Consider the following 20420-nt stretch of genomic DNA (forward strand, 5'->3'; position numbering starts at 1 on the left):
CCCTCTGAAGGACGTGCACAACGCTCTGCAGGCGGTTGCCGAGGAAGATGTTTCCCTGAAGATCCCGCATACCGGCATGAACAACGAAGTCGGCATGATGGCGAAGGCGACGCAGTCGCTGCAGGAAAAGATCAGGGAACGTCACGCGATGTCCGATCGCGAGGCTGCCCAGCAGCTGGCTCTCGAAAGCGAGCGCGAAAGCAACCTGCGCCATCAGCAGGATGAAGCCTCGCTGCAGGCCCGTGTCGTCAGCACCATCGGTCAGGCGCTGGAGCAGATCGCCCACGGCGACCTGACGGTGCGTTGCGCCGACATCGGCCAGAAATATGCGGCCCTGCGCGACAACTTCAACGATGCGCTCTCGCATCTCGAGGCCGCGATGGCCCAGGTCAGCGCCAAGGGCGGTGATATCGGTGTCGCCAAGGAAGAGATCCGTCGCGCCTCCAACGAGCTTTCGCAGCGCACCGAGCGTCAGGCCGCAAGCCTGGAAGAAACCTCGGCTGCTCTCGATGAGCTGACCGTTGCCGTCCGCCAGACGGCCGATGGTGCCCATGAAGCCAGCAAGCGGGTTCACTCGGTCTCGACCGAAGCCACCCATAGCGATGCGATCGTCACCCAGGCGATCGAAGCCATGAGCGGCATCGAAAAGTCCTCGTCGGAGATCACCAAGATCATCGGCGTCATCGACGAGATCGCCTTCCAGACGAACCTGCTGGCGCTCAACGCCGGTGTCGAGGCAGCCCGTGCCGGCGAAAGCGGCAAGGGTTTTGCCGTCGTCGCCCAGGAAGTGCGTGAACTGGCCCAGCGCTCGGCTGCTGCCGCCAAGGAGATCAAGGATCAGATCGCCCGCTCCTCCAGCCAGGTCGACCATGGTGTCCGCCTCGTCGGCGAGGCAGGCGAAGCGCTGAAGCGCATCTCCGACCAGATCAAGGCTGCCAACGAGATCGTCGCCAAGATCGCCCACAGCGCCTCCGAACAGGATACGACGCTGCGTTCGATCTCGTCCTCGATGAACCAGCTCGACGCCGCCACCCAGCAGAACGCCGCCATGGCCGAAGAGACCACGGCATCGGCCGAAACGCTGGCTGCCGACACCGATGAACTGCTCGGTCTCATCCGTGGCTTCCGCGTCGGCAATGCTGCCGCAGCTCCTGCCATGCATCAGGGTCGCCGCGCCGCATAAGCCGGGGTGACTAAAAGCAATTTCATCACTTTCCGCCGCCCGTAGGAATTCATCGGTCACGTCGCCACCGGTCAACTCCACGACGCGGGCAGTTCCTGCCAGCACATCCTCGCCATCAGCCGCATCGCCGATTTCGGCGGGTGGCCGTGGCACCGGCATGCCGGCCGACATTTCCGGACAGATCGTCACGATCAGGCCTTCCTGCATCCAGCGCTCGATTGCCGGATGGACGAGCTGCTTCGCGCGTCCGTCATATCGGACGGCGTGGCCCATGAGACAGGCACTGACGAGGATCTTGGACACCATGGGATGAGGTTTAATGGAGATTCATGCGGACGTCATCGCCTGACATCAGGTGCAACCTCGGCAATGCAATTCCGGAACCAGCGCTGCGCCGGATGTGCATCGTTGCGCCGATGCCAGGACATGACGAAGGGGATGGGCTCCAGCATGAGCGGCGGCTCCAACAGGGCAAGTTCGTCCGCATGGCCGGAGGCCTCCACGACGCCGGCCATCAAGGTGGCGATCATGTCGGAACGGGCAATCAAGAGCGGCGCGGCATACATATTGGGAAGCGTGAGCGCGAGCCGCCGCTGAAGCCCTGTCTTTGCCAGCGCCGCGTCGACATGGCCGAAACGCTCGTTTTCCGGCGAGACGAGCAGGTGCGGGAGAGCCAGAAAGGCGTCGAGATCGAGCGTGCGTCGTGTAGCTGGATGATCCTTCCTGACGATGCAGACGAAACGCTCCTCAAACAGAGGCTGGGTCAGAATACGTCCCGTTTTCGTTGCCGGCACCCCAACCGTCACATCGACCTCTCCGGCATCCAAGAGATCGATGGCGTCGTCGCGGGCGCTGAAATTCCGGACCTGCAATGTCGCATCCGGAGCCGCCTTGACAAGATGCGCAACGAGTTGCGGCAGCAGCGCGAAAGTCGGATGGTCGGAGAGGCCGATCGTGAAGGCGGCAGGTCGCAGGATCGAATGCCTGGGTGAAATCGAGTGTGCGCTGGATATCGGCAAGAGCACGCGACAATGGCTCGGCGAGATCAAGCGCTCTTGGTGTCGGCTGCAGGCCCTGCGGTCCCCGCACCAAAAGCTCATCCTTGAGAAGGCTGCGCAACCGCGCCAGAGCAGCGCTCACGGCAGGTTGCGTGCGGCCGATGCGAATGCCGGCCTTCGTCACGCTCCGTTCCTTCATGAGCGCGTCGAAGGCAACGAGCAGGTTGAGATCGATACCATGCAAATCCATTGCGTGGATGAATGCATATACTTCATATCAATTTCAAGCATGTTGCCGATGCCGCTAGGCTTGCCGGGTCACAACGTAAACCAGGCAGAAGCACATCATGCCATTCGCAAACTACAAGTTTCCCCAGGGTATTCTGACCGCAGAGCAGAAGGAGGACATCATCCTCAGAACGACGGCCATGTTCGTCGACTTTTTCGGGGAGGGCGTTCGCCCCTATACCATGGTCCTCGTCGATGAGGTCATCGACGGCGGTTATGGCCGCGCAGGCGAAACGCTTACCATCGCCAAGATGCAAAAGGGACGATGAGGCAGAAAAGCAAAATGGGGCCATTCGGCCCCATTTTCACTTGTCGGCCGTTTAGCCGGTGATCTTCGAAAAGTCCGCGACTGTCCCCGTCGCCGCGCGGATCATCCGCAGCAACGCGAGGCGGTTGGCGCGGATCGCGGCATCCTCGTCATTGACCAGCACATCGGTGAAGAAGCGGTCAACGGGAGCCCGCAGCTTCGACAGCGCTTCCATCGCCGAGCGAAAGTCTTCATGCGCAACCGCGCCGGCAGCTTCCGACGAAGCCTTGGTGATGGCGGCAAACAGTTCTTTCTCGGCATCAAGCTTCAGCAATGCCTCGGAAACGCCGTCGGCGACAACCGTGCCCTTCTTTTCCTCGGCGGCCAGAAGTTGCGTGGCGCGCTTGGTGCCGGCAAGCAGGTTGATGCCGTCTTCCGAGGTGATGAAGGCCGTCAGCGCCTCGACGCGGCGGGCGACCATCAAGAGGTCGTCGGATTCAGGTGTCAGCACGGCATCGATGAGGTCGTGTCGAGCACCCTGTTCGCGCAGATAGACCTTCAGGCGGTCGTGGAAGAAGGAGAGCAGATCGAACTGCCGCGTTAGGTCGTCGGTATCGACGCTGGCGCCAATATCCGTATCGATGCGCTGCATATGCGAGGTGATGCGCGGCAAGAGCGTCACGCGGGCGCGCTTTTCGAGCAGGATGCGGATGATGCCGAGTGCCGCACGGCGAAGCGCAAATGGATCCTTCGAGCCGGTCGGCTTCTCGTCTATTGCCCAGAAACCGATGAGCGTATCGAGCTTGTCGGCAAGCGCCACCGTGATCGCCACCTTGTCGTCGGGCACACGGTCAGACGGACCCTGCGGCTTGTAATGGTCTTCGATCGCGGTCGAAACGGAGGCGTCTTCGCCCTGCAGTGCCGCATATTTTCGGCCCATGACGCCCTGCAGTTCCGGGAATTCGCCAACGGCTTCGGTACGCAGGTCCGCCTTGCAGAGAACCGCGGCGCGGTCCACCACCTTGTAATCGGCGCCGACGGGCATGGCGATTTTGGCGGCCATCGCCCGGATGCGTTCGACGCGATCGCCCTGCGTGCCGAGCTTGGCATGGAAGGTCACGTTGAGAGCATCGAGCTTGGCCATGCGCTGGTCGAGCGGCTTGGCGAGGTCGAGGCCGAATTTCTTTGCGGAAGCTTCCAGCGTCTCGAGGTCCGGCAGGTTGCCCTGATCGCGCTTCCAGAAATGCAGCGCGTCCGACAGGCGCGCACGTACGACCTTGCCGTTGCCGTGAACGATTTCCTTGCCGCCATCCTTCGCCTGGATGTTAGACACGAGAATGAACTTGTTCGAAAGCGTCTCTTCACCCTGTTTGCGGGTGACGAAGCATTTCTGGTTGGTCTTGATGGTCAGGCGGATGATCTCGGAGGGGATCGAAAGGTAGTCCTCCTCAAAGGAACCCATCAGCACCTGCGGCCATTCGACGAGACCGGAGACTTCTTCCAGCAGGCCCTCGTCCTCGACCAGTTCCAGCCCGCTCGCAAAGGCGATGTCGCGGGCATCATGCAGGATGATGTCCTTGCGCCGCTCAGCATCGAGAATGACCTTCGCCTTTTCGAGGCTCGCGACGTAATCGTCGAAGCGCTTGACGGTGATGGCCTCGGGCGCGTGGAAGCGATGGCCGTAGGTCACGTTGGAGGCAACGAGGCCGTCGATCTCGAAGGGGATGACGACCGTTTCTTCATGCTCGGTCCCGAAGGTGCAAACGATCGACTGCAGCGGACGAACCCAGCGCAGCGAGCCAGGCTGCGAGGAGGCCTTGCCCCAGCGCATCGACTTCGGCCAGGGGAAATCCTTGATAATGCCGGGCATCACTTCGGCGATGATCTCCTCGGCGCCACGGCCGGGCTTGGAGATGACGGCGACGTAGAAATCGCCCTTCTTCGGATCGCTGACGACCTGTGCCTCGGAAACTGAAGAAAGGCCGGCGCCGCGCAGGAAGCCCTCGATCGCCTTTTCGTTGGCGTCGGTGCGCGGCCCCTTGCGCTCCTCGCGGATATCGGCGGAGCGGGCCGTCAGCCCGTGAATGTCGAGCGTCAGGCGACGCGGCGTCCAGTATTCGCGCGCACCCTCATAGGTCAGTCCTGCTTCCACCAGGGCATCGGTAAGGAGCTTCTTGAGGTCACCGGCGGCCTTGCGCTGCATGCGGGCGGGGATCTCTTCGGAGCGAAGTTCGAGAAGCAGGTTCGGCATGGTACTCTTTTCCTGGCGCCTGCAGGGCAGGGGCAATCAAAAATGGTCGCCTCTGCTACCAAAGAATGCCGCATCTGCACAACCGCAAAAACAGGAGGCGAAAGGCTCAATTGCGCCTCAGATATATGGCTTAAACCCACAGGAGCGTTCCCTTCCGCTGTGGAAAGCGGCGGGAGGCATTGCCTTGCTGCTTTTCGCCGCTATGGTCCGCCAACCCTAATAAACTGCAGGAAATCTCATGGCCGCTGACCTTCGTTCGCTCGCAGCAAGTATCTCCGCCGAAATCAACGCCCGGCCCGATCAGGCCAAGGCGGCGATCGAGCTGCTGGACGAGGGTGCAACGGTGCCGTTCATCGCCCGCTACCGCAAGGAAGTGACGGGTGGGCTGGATGATACGCAGCTGCGTACGCTGGCCGAGCGGCTTGTCTATCTGCGCGAGCTTGAAGCCCGCCGCGATACGATCGTCGAATCCGTCACCAGCCAGGGCAAGATGAGTGACGAACTGATGGCGAAGCTCTCGAGGGCCGCCACCAAGGCCGAGCTGGAAGACCTCTACCTGCCCTACAAGCCGAAGCGCCGCACCCGCGCCGAGATTGCCCGCGAGCGCGGCCTTGGCCCGCTTGCCGAAGCGATCCTCGCCGATCGTGGCAAGGATCCGGCCGCGCTGGCGGAGGCCTATATCACGGCCGATGTGCCTGACGTGAAGACGGCCCTCGAAGGGGCCCGCGATATCGTCGCCGAAGGTTTTGCCGAAAATGCCGATCTGCTCGGCAGGCTGCGCGCCCATATGCGCAATGCCGCCCTTCTGAAGGCCAAGGTCGTAGACGGCAAGCAGGCGACCGGCGAAAAGTTCTCCGATTATTTCGATCATTCCGAACGCTGGGCAACCGCCCCCGGCCACCGCGCGCTTGCCATGCTGCGCGGCTGGAACGAGGAAGTGCTGACGCTGACGATCGAGGCCGATGCCGAGGTCGCCTCGCCGAACAAGCCGGTCGAGCGCATGATCGCGACCGCCTACGAAATCGGTGCAACCCGCCCCGGCGATCGCTGGCTGATGGATGCCGTAAGCTGGACCTGGCGCGTGAAGCTCTCCATGTCGCTCTCGCTCGACCTGATGCGCGAACTGCGCGAAAGGGCGGAAGAAGAGGCGATCCATGTCTTTGCCCGCAACCTCAAGGATCTGCTTTTGGCAGCCCCCGCCGGCTCGCGGGCCACGATGGGCCTCGATCCGGGCATCCGCACCGGCGTCAAGGTTGCGATCACCGATGGTACCGGCAAGCTGCTCGATACGACGACCGTCTATCCTTTCCCGCCAAAGAATGACGTGCGCGGCACGCAGGCAGAGCTTGCCTCCCTCATCCGCAAGCACAATGTCGAACTGATCGCGATCGGCAACGGCACGGGCAGCCGCGAGACGGAAAAGCTCGTGGCCGATATGCTGGCCGCACTTCCTGCGCCAAAGCCCACCAAGGTCATCGTCTCTGAAGCCGGTGCCTCCGTCTATTCAGCTTCCGAAACCGCGGCCGCCGAATTCCCGCAGCTCGACGTTTCGCTCCGCGGCGCCGTCTCCATCGCGCGGCGCCTGCAGGACCCGCTCGCCGAACTCGTCAAGATCGAGCCGAAGTCGATCGGCGTCGGCCAGTATCAGCACGATGTCGATCAGACGAAGCTCTCCCGCTCGCTCGACGCGGTCGTGGAAGATGCCGTGAATGCCGTCGGCGTCGATCTCAATACGGCGTCCGCGCCGCTTCTGTCGCGCGTGTCCGGCCTTGGTCGTTCGATTGCCGATGCGATCGTGCTGCACCGAGACCAGAATGGCGCTTTCGAAAGCCGCAAGGACCTGTTGAAGGTTGCCCGCCTTGGCCAGCGCACCTTCGAACAGGCCGCGGGCTTCCTGCGCATCCCTGACGGTAAGGAGCCGCTCGATGCGTCTTCCGTGCATCCGGAAGCCTATGGCGTGGCAAAGAAGATCGTCGCCGCCTGCGGCCGTGATCTGCGCTCACTGATGGGCGACAGCGCCACCCTGAAGGCGCTCGACCCGCGCAAGTTCATCGACGAGAAGTTCGGCCTGCCGACAGTCAAGGATATCATCGCCGAGTTGGATAAGCCCGGACGCGACCCGCGCCCTAGCTTCAAGACTGCGACTTTTGCGGAAGGCGTCGATGAAATCAGTGACCTGAAGCCAGGTATGGTGCTGGAAGGCACCGTCACCAATGTCGCGGCCTTCGGCGCCTTCGTCGATATCGGCGTGCATCAGGATGGTCTGGTCCACGTCTCCCAGCTTGCCGACCGTTTCATCAAGGATCCTCACGAAATTGTGAAGGCCGGCGACGTCGTCAAGGTGCGCGTTGTCGAGGTGGATGTGAAGCGTAAGCGCATCGGCCTTTCTATGCGCAAGGATGACGGCGTTCCGGCCGGCTCTCCGCGTGGTGAGTCGCGTGGCAATACCGGCCAGCGCCCGCAGCAGGATCGTAAGCCCACGCCGGCAAAGCCGCAGAGCCAGGGCGCCTTCGGTGCGGCGCTGGCCGAAGCCATGAAGCGAAAATAAGGGCTTAGGCCCCGAAATGGCAAAAATGTCACACTTTGGCAATTGAATCTGCGGAGTGCTAAATCCGGCGCTTGTAAGGCAGAAGAGAGCTATTAAGTTGATGTGACCATCCTGTCACATTTGCGAGGCGTCCATGGCGTCGGCATTCTTATCGATTGTCCAAAAAATTGTCCGAAAGGGTTCTTTGGCCCTTACTCTTGCCAATGGCGAGACCCACACGATTGGTGACGGCACCGGGGAACTGGTTGCCGTTCGTCTTGCCGATCAGGAAGCCGAGGATGCGATCCGTCGCGATCCGACGCTGAAGCTCGGCGAAATGTATATGGAAGGCCGGTTCATTCTCGAACAGGGCAACATCTACGACTTCCTCGCTTTGGTGAAGCAGAACACCACCAACGAAATCTTCGATTTCAAGATGGCAGCCCTGCTGATCGGCCGCATTGCCATGCAGCAACTCAAGAGCCGCATGCCGATCAACCACAACAAGCGTAATGTCGCCCACCATTACGACCTCTCCGAAAAGCTCTTCGAACTCTTCCTCGACGAGGACTGGCAATATTCCTGCGCCTATTTTGATCCGCCCGGTATCAGTCTGGAAGAAGCGCAGGTCGCCAAGAAGCGCCACATCGCGGCAAAGCTCATGCCGCAGCCGAACCAGCGCGTGCTGGAGATCGGCTCCGGCTGGGGCGGCATGGCCATGTATCTGGCGGAATCGACGCCCGGCCTCGATGTCACTGGCATTACGCTCAGCGAAGAGCAGCTGAAGATTTCCCGCGAACGGGCAGAGAAACGCGGTCTTGCCGATCGCGTCCGCTTCGAGCTGCAGGATTATCGTTACATGAACGGCAGGAAGTTCGACCGCATTGTCTCGGTCGGCATGTTCGAACATGTCGGCATCGGCAATTACGGCAACTTTTTCAAGAAGGTGCACGAGCTCCTGGATGACAACGGCATCATGCTGCTGCATTCGATCGCGCGTCCGAAGCCGAGCTTCGCCACCAACGCCTTCATCGAGAAGTACATCTTCCCGCAGGGCTACATTCCCTCGATCGCCGAAACACTGGTGCCGCTCGAAAAGGCGGGACTGCTGACGCGCGACGTCGAAGTGCTCCCGCTGCATTACGCCTATACGCTGCGCCACTGGCGCGAGCGCTTCGTTGCCCGCAAGGCCGAAGCCGTGGCGCTTTACGACGAGAAGTTCTTCCGTATGTGGGAATTCTATCTGGCCGGCTCCGAAATGGGCTTCCGCTGGGATGAACTCTTCATCGAGCAGATCCAGATCACCAAGAACCAGTTCGCGACGCCCGATAACCGGAATTATATTCCGGAGAACGAGGCGAAGCTTAGGGAATTCGAGTCGACGCGTCCGCCATTGGAAAAGTTTACCTTCTGATATTGAAAGCGCGGCCTGGCCCGCGCTTTTTTCTTTTTTTGGAGAGACGGATATGAGCGCATTTCCCGAAATCACTCTTGTACGCCACGGCGAGACGGCATGGTCGCTATCCGGCCAGCACACTGGCCGCAGCGATATTCCGCTCACCGCCAATGGCGAGGCTGCGGCCCGCGCGCTCGCTCCGCGGCTCGCAGGTCTTTCCGTCTCCGCTGTCTGGTCCAGCCCCTCGCAGCGGGCGCGCAACACATGCGCACTCGCAGGTTTCGGCGAGGGCGCCGTCATCAAGCCCGATCTCGCCGAATGGGATTACGGTGCCTACGAAGGCATCACCACCAAGGAAATCCTGTCGAAACGTCCCGGCTGGCGGCTCTTCCGCGACGGCTGTCCGGATGGTGAAGCCGCCGCCGATATCGGCGCTCGTGCCGATCGCATCATTGCCGAATTGCGGCAGGCCAATGCCCCGGTCCTGATCTTTTCGAGCTCGCATTTCCTGCGTGTGCTCGGCGCCCGCTGGCTCGGCCTGCCCCCGGAAGACGGCTCCCGTTTCATTCTGGATACGACGAGCATCAGCGTTCTCGGCTATGAGCACGATTTGACCGAACCGGTCATCCGCCGCTGGAACCAGAAGTAATTTCCCATCCCTTCGATCTTTCCGCCTTGGTTAAGATAGAGGTAACACCCTCGCTATAAATGTACCGATCGCCGCCGTCCGCGGCCGTTCTTGTATTGCGTTTCCTGGAGTGCGGATGTGTTTAATCGATCTGTCGTATCGATCTCTTTAGCTATTGCTCTTTCCTCTTTCGGCACCGCCTCCGCCCAGGAAGGCGGCCATTGGTGGTCCGGCGACTGGTATCTGAAAGTCGGCGTATCAGGCTTTTCCGCGCCGAAATTCGAAGGCGCCTCAAGCAACGAATTCAAGTTCAGCCCGCTGATTTCGGTCGGTCGTCAGGGCGCCGGTCCGCGCTTTTCCTCGCGCAACGACAATCCATCCTTCGCGCTCGTCGATAACAGCGGCTTCCGCGCCGGTATCGTCGGTCGCTATGTGCCTGAGCGTGACCAAGACGACGACAGCGATCTGCACGGCCTGAAGAAGGTCAAATGGGGTGCGGAAATCGGTGGTTTTGCCGAGGTTTATCCGACCGACTGGCTGCGCGCCCGCGCCGAAGTCCGCCAGGGTATCCGCTCCCATGACGGTCTCGTGGCCGACGTGGCGCTTGACGCCTTCACCGATATCGCGCCCGATCTGCAGCTCTCCGGCGGCCCGCGTGCCACCTTTGCGACGAGCGGCTACTTCCATTCCTATTACGGCGTCAACGAAGCGCAGTCAGCCGCAAGCGGGCTGAAGCCTTATGATCCCTCGGGCGGCATCCAGTCCTATGGTGCCGGCACCGCACTCACTTGGAACGCGACTGAGAACCTGTCGACGAGCGCCTTCGCGGAATATAAGCGCCTTGCCGGTCCGGCCGCTGACAGCAGCCTTGTGCGCGAGAAAGGTTCGAAGAACCAGTTCCTGATCGGCTTGTCTGCGAGCTACAAGTTCAATTTCACGCTGAACTGATCCAGCCGCCCGAACGGGTCCAAATCACACCCAGCCGCCGTCGACGATGAACTGCTGACTTGTGCACATGGCGCTGTCGTCGGCTGCGAGAAACAGCGCCATGCGGGCGATGTCGGAAGGCTGCAGTCTGTCCGGCAGGCACTGACGCTCGGCGATCTGCCGCTCGCCTGCCTCATTCAGCCAGAGGCTCATCTGCCGTTCGGTCATCACCCAGCCGGGCACCATGCAATTGACACGGATTCGCTCGGGGCCGAATTCGCGGGCGAGCGCCCGCGTCATGCCCCAGATTGCCGCTTTCGCCGTCACATAGGCAGGGCAGTCCGGATCGCCGACCATCCAGGTGATCGAGCCGAAATTGATGATCGAGCCGCCGCCGAGCGCCTTCATGAAGGGTCGGGCGGCTTGTGCGGCGAAGAACTGATGACGCAGGTTGATCGCCATGCGGTCATCCCAATAGGCGACGGTTACGTCCTCCGTCTGGTGCCGGTCGTCATTGCCGGCATTGTTGCAGAGAACCTGAAGCGGGCCGTTCTGCGCAACCGCTTCACCGATCGCGTGCTTCAGCGCCTCGATATCGCGCAGATCGCAGGGAATGAAGAGCGGTGCGGCATGACCATCGGCATCTATCGCAGCGACAAGCTCGCGGCCGCTCTCCTCGGCGATATCGACGAAGGCGACCCGGCTGCCCTGGGCACAAAAGTGCCGCACCAGGCTTTCGCCGATGCCGCTTGCACCCCCGGTGATGAACACGCTTCTGGCTTGGAGGCTCGGATAGCTGGCGTAGGTCACAAGATTGTCGCTGGCATCTCGGCTCATCGGGAACTCCGGAAAAGAATGTCGTAAAGGCTGGTGGGCCGCGCACGAACGTGCCGCCCGACTGTATCAAACGGAAGACGCCGCAGGCACCCCGGAAGCGCTGCGGCGTCTTTTTTCAACGGTGTTCAGAACCCGGACCTGCGGCGGACTTCAGGCCCGGTTCAGAAGCTCACGTTGAAATTGATCTTGACCGCATGGTCCTGGGTATCGCCCGCAATCTGACCGGCGTAGGATGCGCCGATCGTTGCGTTTTTCGCCAGGTTGAAATCCAGGCCGGCTTCCATGGTCAGTGCATTCTCGGCAATCGGGGCGCCGACGGAATCGAAGCTTGCGCCGGTATTGAAGGCGAGTTTGGAGCTCGGCGTGACATCGCCATAGGCGTGCCGCCAGCCAAGCATGCCGCGCACGGTCGCCTTGGTATCCTGCAGATCGATATCGGTGGAGGCGCGAATGCCGAACGTGGTGAAAGCGGTGTCCATGCTGGACGATCCGGTTGACAGCGCTGCGATCGTGCCGCCTTCTTCCGAGAAGGCATCGCTCTTCAGGCGAGCATAGGCGAGGTTGGCGAAGGGCTCGAAAGCGGTATCTTCAAAATCCATCCGGTAGGCCAGTTCCGCGAAGGCCTGGGTGGTGCGGGCGTCGTAGTCGGCCGACAGGGTCTCGTTGAAGGCTGGGAAGACGACATGGCGCTTAGTGCTGATATCGTGCGAGGTATAGAAGACGCCGGTGCGGAAGCCCAGCGCACCCCATTGCGTGCCGCCATAGATACCGAGATGGACGTTATCGCTCGAGCCGGATGAGGTGCGGGCATCGACATCAAAACTGGTATTGCTGTAGCCGGCCATTGCGCCGAAGCGCCATGTCCCGACCGCCGCATCGACGCCGAAGACGATGCCACCGGTCGAGTGATCGAAATCGGCCGCGTAGCCCGCTCCCTCGGTCGTGCTCTTGGCGCCGATCGCCTGGCTCCAGATGGCGAGGCCTTCGGTGTCGCTGATAGCGCCTGTCAAACCGTTCTCGTCATAGGAGGTGACCTCCGACATGGGCGTGCCCACTGCGCTGAACGCCGAGCGGAGGCGCTGGCCGACCGCATCGTCGAGATAGAGGCTGTCCTGGATGAAGGCGCCCTTGACGCTGGAATGGATCTCGCCGGAGAGCGCATTGCCGTAGGGCCGCAGATAACGATAGAAGCCGATGGACTCGTCGATCAGCGGATCGGGCTGTTCGCGGTTGATGACATAAAGCGACCAGCCATCCTTGGTCCAGCCGAAGGAGAGGCCCTCGACTTCCTGGTCGCCGGGAGTGTCGAGTTGGCCGATCTCTTCCACTTCGCCTGTCGTCAGATTGGCGCGATAGAGCGATTTTGTATCGCTTTCGGTGGAGAAATACATCCAGCCATCAAGGATCTTGCCGCCCTGTGCCTGGTCGATCGTCCTCGAAAGGGGAATGTACTGCTTGAAGGAGCCGTCGGAGAGATTGTAGACCGCGATCTCCGTGGAGTTGTCATAGGCCATGCCATAGAGGAGGCCCTTCTTGGCATCCACGGCCACCCAGCTCGCGACGTCATGCTTGCCATGCGGAGGGGTCAGGGCGAAATACTTGCCCGTATAGGTCATGTCGCTCGCGTTATAGATCGCAAAGACCGGCGTGTTGTATTTCTCGCCAGTGATCGGATCGCGGGTGCTGGTATCCAGCGAGATGTAGAGGTATCCGTCGGCGTAATCGATGTCGCCGATATGATTGAGGCCTCTGGGCGCACCGGCAAACGGGTTTGCCAGGGCCGGATCGATCGCGCTGTTGTCGCGCGTTATCGTGTTGAAGTTGCCGTCCGCCTTGTCCAGCGCGTTCGTGCCGGAAAAGTACCAGTTCTTGCCGTCCGTCGTCACGCCCTGGCCGCGATAGGTGATGGGATCGTCGGTGAATGTAAACTTCTCGACCATGATCCAGGGCTCGACGGCATAAGCAGGCATGGCCGTCGCGCAGAGGAGAGCGGTCAGGACGAGCGGTCTTGCCGCTTGCGCCATGGGCGCCCTGGTTGAGGGACCTCTGGTCATGAATGGCATTTCAAGTTTCCTTTTCGTAGGGCAAAGGCTGCTTGATCGCAGCCGAGAGGGGCCGCCGACCTGATGGCAGGCGGCGGCGGTGAAGGCGGCGTGATGAAAGCGCAGTGATCCGCTGACAGGCCGCGAAGGCCGGTCGGTCGTGATGCTTTCATGGAGAGTGGGGTGCGTGCTGGTTCAGCGCGCGTAGTCGAACCGATCGAAAATGCGATTATACATTTGCGATATTCGAGTTATAAATCGCGTCATTTTCAAATGTTGAAAATATAGACACAGAAATATAGAATAAAATCGGGATCTAAGCTCGAAATTTTGTCAGTAAATCCATCATAAATCTTCCATTTCTGGGACTCTGATTCTACTTAAACACGTTTATCCAAGTTTATTCATGTATTGCGAGTTGACGTCACTAAAGAGACTGTTCTATGAGAGCGGTAATAGGGGAGCGATATGACAATAGTATGAATAGTATGAATAGTATGAAGAATAGGAAGAATGCGAAAGCCCGTCTGGCTCTCGCGGCGCCGTTGCGCATGGAGGGGATGGTCGGCAGCAGCCTTCACACGAGGGTGCTCAATGAGATCGGCCAGAGCATCGTGCGCGGTGATCTTTTGCCCGGCGATCCGTTGCCGAATGCGGATGACTGGAGTGCCGCGCATGGGGTAAGCCGCACCGTATTGCGTGAAGTGATCAAGGTTCTGGCCGGCAAGGGCATGGTGGAATCGCGTCCGAAAATCGGCACCCGCGTGCGTCCGCGCAGGGACTGGAATTTTCTCGATCCGGATGTGCTCCTGTGGCGCTACGGCGGCAGGACCACCGCCGAGGACGCCCGTTCGCTTTTCGAGTTGCGCCGTGCGATCGAGCCGACCGCCGGTGCGCTGGCGGCCGAACGCGCCACCGCGGCAGAGATCGAGCATTTGCGTGGTCTGCTCGCCGAGATGGAGCGGGCGGGCGATGACGGAGCGCGTTTTGCCGTGCCGGATCTTGCTTTCCATCAGGCGATCCTACGCATGTCCGGCAATGAATTGATCGGTTCGTTGGCGGCGCTGATCGAGACTGCGCTGGTGATCAGTTTCCGGCTTTCCGACGACAATCCGCAGGGCCAGAGCCATTCGCTGCCGCTGCATCAGCAGGTCGTGGAGAGTATGGCAAATCGCGATTCCGCCGGCGCGAGCAAGGCCCTGGTTTCTTTGCTGGACGGGGCCGAGGAAGATGTGAGGCGTGCCCTGGCCGCGCGTCAGCGATAGATACGCCGGCTGGCCGGTGATCCGATGAACCTTCCTTCGTTCCTCAGAGCAGGAGCCTTGCAGGACGAAGCGGATTCCATCGAGCCGCAGATGGCGAAGCTCGCCGGCGATGGAGTCTTGACCATGGGTCCTGCCCATCGCTAGATGACCGTATGCAACAGATTGACGGTCTCAACGGGCGCGTTGCCGATGCGCCCTCGGATAATTGGGTTTATCGCATCCTGCCGCCCTGGCTGTGGCCCTATGCGCAGCTTGCGCGCTGGGACCGGCCGATCGGCTGGCAACTCCTCATGTGGCCGTGCTTCTGGTCGGCGACCCTTGCCGCCAATGCGGCTATCGAGCCGCGCGTCTTCTCCGGCGCCCTGCTGCTCTACCATCTGTTCCTGTATTTTATCGGCTCTGTCGCCATGCGCGGCGCAGGCTGCACCTATAATGACCTTGTCGACCACGAGATCGACATGCAGGTGGCGCGCACTCGCTCTCGTCCACTGCCCTCGGGTCGTGTGACGCGCCGGCAGGCAAAGATATTCATCGGGCTACAGGCGCTGGTCGGCCTGTTCGTGCTATTGCAGTTCAACTGGTTTGCCGTGCTTCTCGGCGTGCTGTCGCTCGGGGTCGTCGCCCTCTATCCCTTCGCCAAGCGCTTTACCGACTGGCCGCAATTCTTCCTCGGTCTTGCCTTTTCCTGGGGCGCGCTCATGGGCTGGGCAGGGATTTTCGGCAGCCTCTCCTTCTCTGCCTTCCTGCTTTATCTAGCCTCGGTCGTCTGGACGATCGGCTACGACACGATTTATGCCCATCAGGACAAGGAGGATGACGAGCTGATCGGCGTTCGCTCCACCGCGCGCCTGTTCGGCGAGCGCACGCGTCTGGCGCTTGTCGGCCTCTACGGACTGACGCTGGTGCTGATGTTCCTGTCCTTTGCGCTTGCTGGTGTCGGCCTTCTGGCTTTTGTCGGTCTGTTGATTGCCGCCGGAATGTTCGCCTGGCAGATCAGGACGCTCGATATCAACGACGGCGCCCAGTGCCTCGCGCTCTTCAAATCGAACACCCGAGTCGGATTGATCATCTTTCTCGGCCTGTTCGTCTCGCTGCTTTTTGCCATTCCCTGATCTGAAGTGAAAAATGACCCCGAAATGAAAAACCCGGCACGATGGCCGGGTTTTGAAATCGGCTCAGAACGTATCGCTCAGCTGCGGGCGATGATTTCCTTGCCTTCGATCTTCATGATGACGCCGAGCTTGCCGGTCGTGCGGCGCACGAGGAAGCGCGGGCGGCGGTTTGCGAAATAGGAGTGACGACGGCGCGGCTTCATTTCGCTGGTGCGCAGTCCGCCAAGATGTTCTTCGAGAGGGCGGGCGACACCGTCGGCTTCCACCATCAGCATGGGAATGCCGAAGGCTTCCGACCAGCTGCGCCAGTCGGCCGCGATATCGCCGAGATCGTGGGCGACGAGCAGCGGAATGCAGAGTTCCGGATCTTCGTGATGCAACTCGAGCGTCACGGTGACTTCACCATTGCCGTGGTCGATGGCGCGGGCTGCAACGCCTTTGAAGACGCGCCGCGGCAAGGCGATGGAGAGCGGCAGGCCGCTGGAGGGGAGAATCTTGCGCAGGACCGCGCCGCGTTCGTCGATCGTTATGCTGACGTCACTGGCATGGTCGTGGATGGCGTAGCTTACCTGCTGCGGAAAGCGAGACGGATCAAGACGCAATGTCGTGCCAGCCCAGACGGGCTTCAGAACGGTATTCTTCATTTCATTTCTACCCTTGTCTTACCTGAGAGCCGGTTTCCGGTCTTCTCCTCGGGACTTTTCGTCCTCTGTGGTCTGACAATAGGCGGCCCCCGTTCCGTACAGCTTAAAAATTGCGGTTAAAGAAATCCTGCCTCCCGGAATGGTTAGCAAAACTGAATATGGCAGGGTTTCCGGATGGTGAACGCGCCCGTGTCTTAAAGCGGGACAGCTTCAGGTAAGTCTCGGGTAAGCTTTGCGTGGCAAAATGTTCGCACCAATGGTCCGTCATTCTTTAAAGACTTTGCTGAAAAGGGCGCATTTATGATCACGGCATCCCTGGCATACGTCATTCTGTCTCGTGATATGCCTAAGAGTCTGGACCGCGTCGCCAATCAGACGCAGGTCAAAAAAGACGCCCAGTATTACGCCGACAACATCAACAAGGTGAAGGACGTCGACGACTTCCTTGGCGACTACAAGCTCTACAGCTACGCCATGAAAGCCTATGGTCTTGATGACATGATCTATGCCAAGGCCTTCATGAAGAAGGTTCTGGAGAGCAATCTCACGGATGCGAACAGTTTCGCCAACAAGCTTTCCGACACGCGCTACAAGGAATTCGCCGCCGCCTTCAACTTCAATGCGCCGCCCAAGGATATTCAAACGGACGCGCAGGAAGACGATCTGATCGGCCTCTACAAGCAGTCCTTTGCCGACGCGGCACAACAGACTGCCACCGAAACGAAATATTACAGCGCGCAGATGGATGGCGTGAAGACCGTCCAGGACTTCGTCGGCAATTCCCGCCTGCTGAACTACGCGTTGAAGAGCGTCGGCATCGACCCGACATACATGTCGAAGGACTACATCGCCAATGTCCTGACCACTGACATCAGCAAGCTTGGCGGCAATGCGCCTGATCCGAGCGATCCGGCTTACGATCCGACCAAGACATATATCGGTGACAAGCTCTATGCGCTCGCGCAGCAATTCAACTTCAAGCCTGACAACGGCGACACCCAGTATTTCCGCAACAATATCGGTTCGGTGCAGTCGGTCGACGACCTTCTAGCCGATCCGCGCCTGCGCACGGTGGCGCTGCAGTCCGTCGGCATCGATCCGGCAACGGCCGATAACGCTTTCATCAAGATGGTGCTGACAAGCGATCCGGCCACACTTGGCGGCGACGCTCCACTCAACAACCCCAATCCATCGCTCAACTATGTCGGCGACAAATACAAGGAACTTCGTTCTTATTTCAACTTCAACGCCGATGGTTCGGTCAATGGTTCGGCGCAGAATTCCGGCCAGACCGACACGGTCGCGGAGCTATACGCCTTCCGCGCCCCCGTAGTCGGTGGCGCCGCCCAGACCGCGACGCAGAAGAACAACGTCATCGAACAGTATAACATCAAGACTGCGCCGCAGATCGTCGACCGCGACGGCACGGCGAGCGATGTGTACTATACCAGCCAGGTGATGTCCGACCTCAACAAGAGCTACTATCTGTCCAAGATCGGCACGATCACCAATGTCGATCAATTGGTCAACGACAAGCGGCTTGCAGATTATGTTCGTGCCGCATTCGGCATGGATCCGGGCTTTACGCAGCTGAAAAACGTCCTGACCGATCCTGCCTATGCCCGTTCGGTCGATTTGGGAGATGCCTACGAGGCCTTCAATTTCAAATCCGACGGTACGGTCTCTCCGACCGAGCGCGCACAGTCCTACGATCAATTGACGGGCATAGTGAATGCCGCGTCGAACGTCTCGAGCTACTTCTCGAACATGATGAAGCCGCCGGGTGGCGTCAGCCCGATCGACAACGTCGACGAACTACTTTCGGACAAGATGCTGGCCTCCTATATTAAGGATGCCTACGGTCTCGGTCAGGATTTCAGCAATGCCGAACTGAAGAACATCCTCACGGATTCCGCCTATGCCGCTACCGCAGGCCATCAGAACATCCATGATGCCTTCAATTTCAACGCGGATGGCTCGGTCACCTTCCAGACGCAGCCGGATGGCAGTGTTGTCGGCGCCCAAAATACTCTCCAGCTTCAGGGCATCAATCAGCTCGTTGCGAACAACTCTTCGTATTATCAGGTCAAGCTCAGCGACCTTTCCAACAACGGCGCGACCGCGGCGGTCGACGTATTCCTAGCCGACGGCAGAGCCGTGAGCTTCTTGCGCTCCAGCATGCAGATCGGCAACGACATCAGCGACACCACGCTTCGCAGCATTCTGACCGATCCAACGGTCGCGGCTGCCCAGGGCTATAGCGACGTCTATAAGCTCTTCAATTTCCACCAGGACGGCACGGTCGCCCAAAACACCCTGTCGCAGAGCGCCGGCCAGGTGGCCGCGATGACTAAGAAGGCAGACGACGCTGCCACCTATTACGGCAGCACTATGTCTTCGATCACCAGCGTCGATCAGTTGCTGGGCGACCAGAAGCTCAACAGCTACATCCGTTATGCCTTCAGTATTCCGACGAGCGTTTCGGATACCGATTTGCGCAACATTCTCACCGATCAGAGCGACACCGGACCCTATGCCAATGTGAAGGCGGCGTTCAATTTCGCGGCGGACGGCACTGTCACTCCCGGTTGGGCGCAGACCTCCGCACAGATGGCTTCTGTGAATTCGGCGGCTAACGCGCGGGAACAAGGCGTTCTGGACCGGATGGGCGACGTCAATGATGTCGATCAGCTGCTCGCTGACTCGTCCCTGACGGACTATCTGAAAATGGCTTACGGCCTAGCCTACGACACGAGCAACGCCGAGCTAAAGAATATCCTCACCGATCCGGCCCATGCTGCTTCCGTCGGCCAGGGCGATCTCAACGCCGCTTTCAATTTCGGCTCGGATGGATCGCTGCCGACTTCGACCACCGCCCAGACTGGCGAGCAGACGACGAACACGTCAGACAATTACGGCGCTCGCGTCAACAGTCAGGGCGACGATCTCATTGACCGCATCATCGCGAACTACAAGTCGCGAATGGACGACGCCAAGGGCGTAAAGAGCATCAATGATTTCATGAAAACCAATGCCACCGCCGATACGCTCCTCGGCAACGACTCCTATCCGGATCTTTATCAGATGTCGCTGCAGGCTTACGGCCTGACGACGAACGACGTGTCGCGCTCCACCATGCGCAAGCTGCTGGTCAGCGACCCCTATGATCCGAAGGGATATGTCGCATCCTTCAAGGACGACCGTATCACCAAGATGGTGCGCGCTTTCAATTTCGGTTCCGATGGCAAGGCTGCCGAGCCCCTGTCGGCTCTGTCTGCCGCCACCTTGGCGAAATATGCGACCGATTATAAGTCGCACGTGACCATGCTCATGAAAGACGGCCCCGCAAAGGACCGCGCTTCCAAGGATGCCACCAAGGAAGTGGATTATTTCGGCAAGACCATTCCAGGCATAACCTCGCTCGACGATTTCCTGGCCGACAAGCGCCTGACGGATCTCGTGCTGAAAGCAAATGGCCTCGATCCGAAGAAATACGACAAGGATACGCTGAAGAAGATCTTCACCTCCGATCCCGATGACAAGAAGAGCTATCTCAACACCACGGCTGACGCGCGCTTCAAGGAGATCGTCGCCTCCTTCAATTTCGACAAGGACGGCAACCTGACACGCGCCAAGATGGGTACGATCCAGGACAAGCAGGCCGAGGCGAATACGCAGCAGCAGTATGTGCAGATGACCCTGGAAACCCAGGAGGGCGAAAAGAATGATGGCGTTCGCCTGGCACTCTATTTCAAGCGCAAAGCCGGTGACGTCACCTCGCTCTACCAGATCCTCGGCGACAAGGCGCTCTATCAGGTCGTCCAGACGACCTATAGCCTGCCGGCGCAGATTTCGTCGATGGATGTCGCCAAGCAGGTCGATCTCCTCGGCCGTTTCGTAAAGCTAGAGGACCTGCAGGATCCCAAGAAGGTTGACAAGCTGGTCAAGCGCTTCACAGCCATGTACGACATCAAGAACAACACGCAGCAGTCGCCGGCGCTTCAGCTACTGACCGGCGGCACCGGCCAGGCGTCATCGTTGCTTTAATAATGGTGTGAGCCTCCTGGAGCCTAGG

The 20420-nt window shown here is 60.0% G+C and carries 14 protein-coding genes and 2 pseudogenes; 9 read left to right on the top strand and 7 right to left on the bottom strand.

The features are described from left to right. Window positions 1-1183, top strand: a 1183-nt coding sequence (locus AB4Z13_RS04225; protein ID WP_442205925.1) for a methyl-accepting chemotaxis protein, incomplete at its 5' end; no start/stop codon positions are given. On the opposite strand, the pseudogene AB4Z13_RS04230 reads toward AB4Z13_RS04225, so the two are convergent. From AB4Z13_RS04230 to AB4Z13_RS04240, 3 genes and pseudogenes are all read right to left on the bottom strand, one after another. Continuing rightward, window positions 1139-1489 (bottom strand): annotated as a pseudogene (locus AB4Z13_RS04230) (DUF523 domain-containing protein); the annotation flags it as partial. The gene AB4Z13_RS04225 and the pseudogene AB4Z13_RS04230 sit on opposite strands and share 45 nt — an antisense overlap. 32 nt (window positions 1490-1521) lie before the next feature. Continuing rightward, window positions 1522-2208, bottom strand: coding sequence for a LysR substrate-binding domain-containing protein (locus AB4Z13_RS04235; protein ID WP_442205926.1), 687 nt, complete (start codon window positions 2206-2208; stop codon window positions 1522-1524). Window positions 2209-2293: 85 nt separating this feature from the next. Beyond that, window positions 2294-2431: pseudogene (locus AB4Z13_RS04240) on the bottom strand (LysR family transcriptional regulator); the annotation flags it as partial. 97 nt (window positions 2432-2528) lie between these two features. Between AB4Z13_RS04240 and AB4Z13_RS04245 the strand changes: the two are divergent. Beyond that, a complete protein-coding gene (locus AB4Z13_RS04245; protein WP_439014219.1) occupies window positions 2529-2738 on the top strand; it encodes a tautomerase family protein in 210 nt (69 codons plus the stop codon). Between the two features lie 51 nt (window positions 2739-2789). Here AB4Z13_RS04245 and glyS read toward each other — a convergent pair whose 3' ends face one another. Then, the gene (glyS, locus tag AB4Z13_RS04250; RefSeq protein WP_439014220.1) at window positions 2790-4967 is read right to left on the bottom strand and encodes a glycine--tRNA ligase subunit beta; all 2178 of its coding nucleotides are present in this window, start codon (window positions 4965-4967) and stop codon (window positions 2790-2792) included. A gap of 238 nt (window positions 4968-5205) precedes the next feature. Between glyS and AB4Z13_RS04255 the strand changes: the two genes are divergently transcribed. The 4 genes from AB4Z13_RS04255 to AB4Z13_RS04270 all read left to right on the top strand — a co-directional run bounded on the left by AB4Z13_RS04255 (window position 5206) and on the right by AB4Z13_RS04270 (window position 10466). Next, on the top strand, window positions 5206-7515 hold the full coding sequence (locus AB4Z13_RS04255; RefSeq protein ID WP_439014221.1) for a Tex family protein: 2310 nt from the start codon (window positions 5206-5208) through the stop codon (window positions 7513-7515). A gap of 133 nt (window positions 7516-7648) precedes the next feature. Next, on the top strand, window positions 7649-8908 hold the full coding sequence (locus AB4Z13_RS04260) for a class I SAM-dependent methyltransferase (RefSeq protein ID WP_439014223.1): 1260 nt from the start codon (window positions 7649-7651) through the stop codon (window positions 8906-8908). Between the two features lie 52 nt (window positions 8909-8960). After that, window positions 8961-9539 carry a histidine phosphatase family protein gene (locus tag AB4Z13_RS04265; RefSeq protein WP_439014224.1) on the top strand — a complete coding sequence of 193 codons (579 nt, stop codon included), beginning with the start codon at window positions 8961-8963 and terminating at the stop codon, window positions 9537-9539. Window positions 9540-9656: 117 nt separating this feature from the next. Continuing rightward, window positions 9657-10466: a MipA/OmpV family protein gene (locus AB4Z13_RS04270; protein WP_310378487.1), complete on the top strand. Its 810-nt coding sequence runs from the start codon at window positions 9657-9659 to the stop codon at window positions 10464-10466. Between the two features lie 24 nt (window positions 10467-10490). Here the strand turns inward: AB4Z13_RS04270 and AB4Z13_RS04275 are convergent, their stop codons facing one another. Continuing rightward, complete coding sequence (locus tag AB4Z13_RS04275) at window positions 10491-11282, bottom strand: SDR family NAD(P)-dependent oxidoreductase (protein WP_439014225.1); 792 nt, start codon at window positions 11280-11282, stop codon at window positions 10491-10493. 161 nt (window positions 11283-11443) lie between these two features. Beyond that, complete coding sequence (locus tag AB4Z13_RS04280; protein ID WP_439014226.1) at window positions 11444-13345, bottom strand: autotransporter outer membrane beta-barrel domain-containing protein; 1902 nt, start codon at window positions 13343-13345, stop codon at window positions 11444-11446. Between the two features lie 476 nt (window positions 13346-13821). Between AB4Z13_RS04280 and AB4Z13_RS04285 the strand changes: the two genes are divergently transcribed. Further along, window positions 13822-14589, top strand: a complete 768-nt coding sequence (locus AB4Z13_RS04285) for a FadR/GntR family transcriptional regulator (RefSeq protein WP_442205927.1) — start codon at window positions 13822-13824, stop codon at window positions 14587-14589. Between the two features lie 152 nt (window positions 14590-14741). Next, on the top strand, window positions 14742-15701 hold the full coding sequence (gene ubiA / locus AB4Z13_RS04290) for a 4-hydroxybenzoate octaprenyltransferase (RefSeq protein ID WP_113322438.1): 960 nt from the start codon (window positions 14742-14744) through the stop codon (window positions 15699-15701). A gap of 77 nt (window positions 15702-15778) precedes the next feature. Here the strand turns inward: ubiA and AB4Z13_RS04295 are convergent, their stop codons facing one another. After that, window positions 15779-16345, bottom strand: coding sequence for a DUF6101 family protein (locus AB4Z13_RS04295; protein WP_007817899.1), 567 nt, complete (start codon window positions 16343-16345; stop codon window positions 15779-15781). Window positions 16346-16645: 300 nt separating this feature from the next. Here AB4Z13_RS04295 and AB4Z13_RS04300 point away from each other — a divergent pair, with 300 nt between their 5' ends. Continuing rightward, window positions 16646-20392 carry a DUF1217 domain-containing protein gene (locus AB4Z13_RS04300; RefSeq protein ID WP_439014229.1) on the top strand — a complete coding sequence of 1249 codons (3747 nt, stop codon included), beginning with the start codon at window positions 16646-16648 and terminating at the stop codon, window positions 20390-20392. Window positions 20393-20420 lie beyond the last annotated feature (28 nt).

This window comes from Rhizobium sp. YAF28 (genome assembly GCF_052113285.1).
GTDB lineage: Bacteria > Pseudomonadota > Alphaproteobacteria > Rhizobiales > Rhizobiaceae > Rhizobium.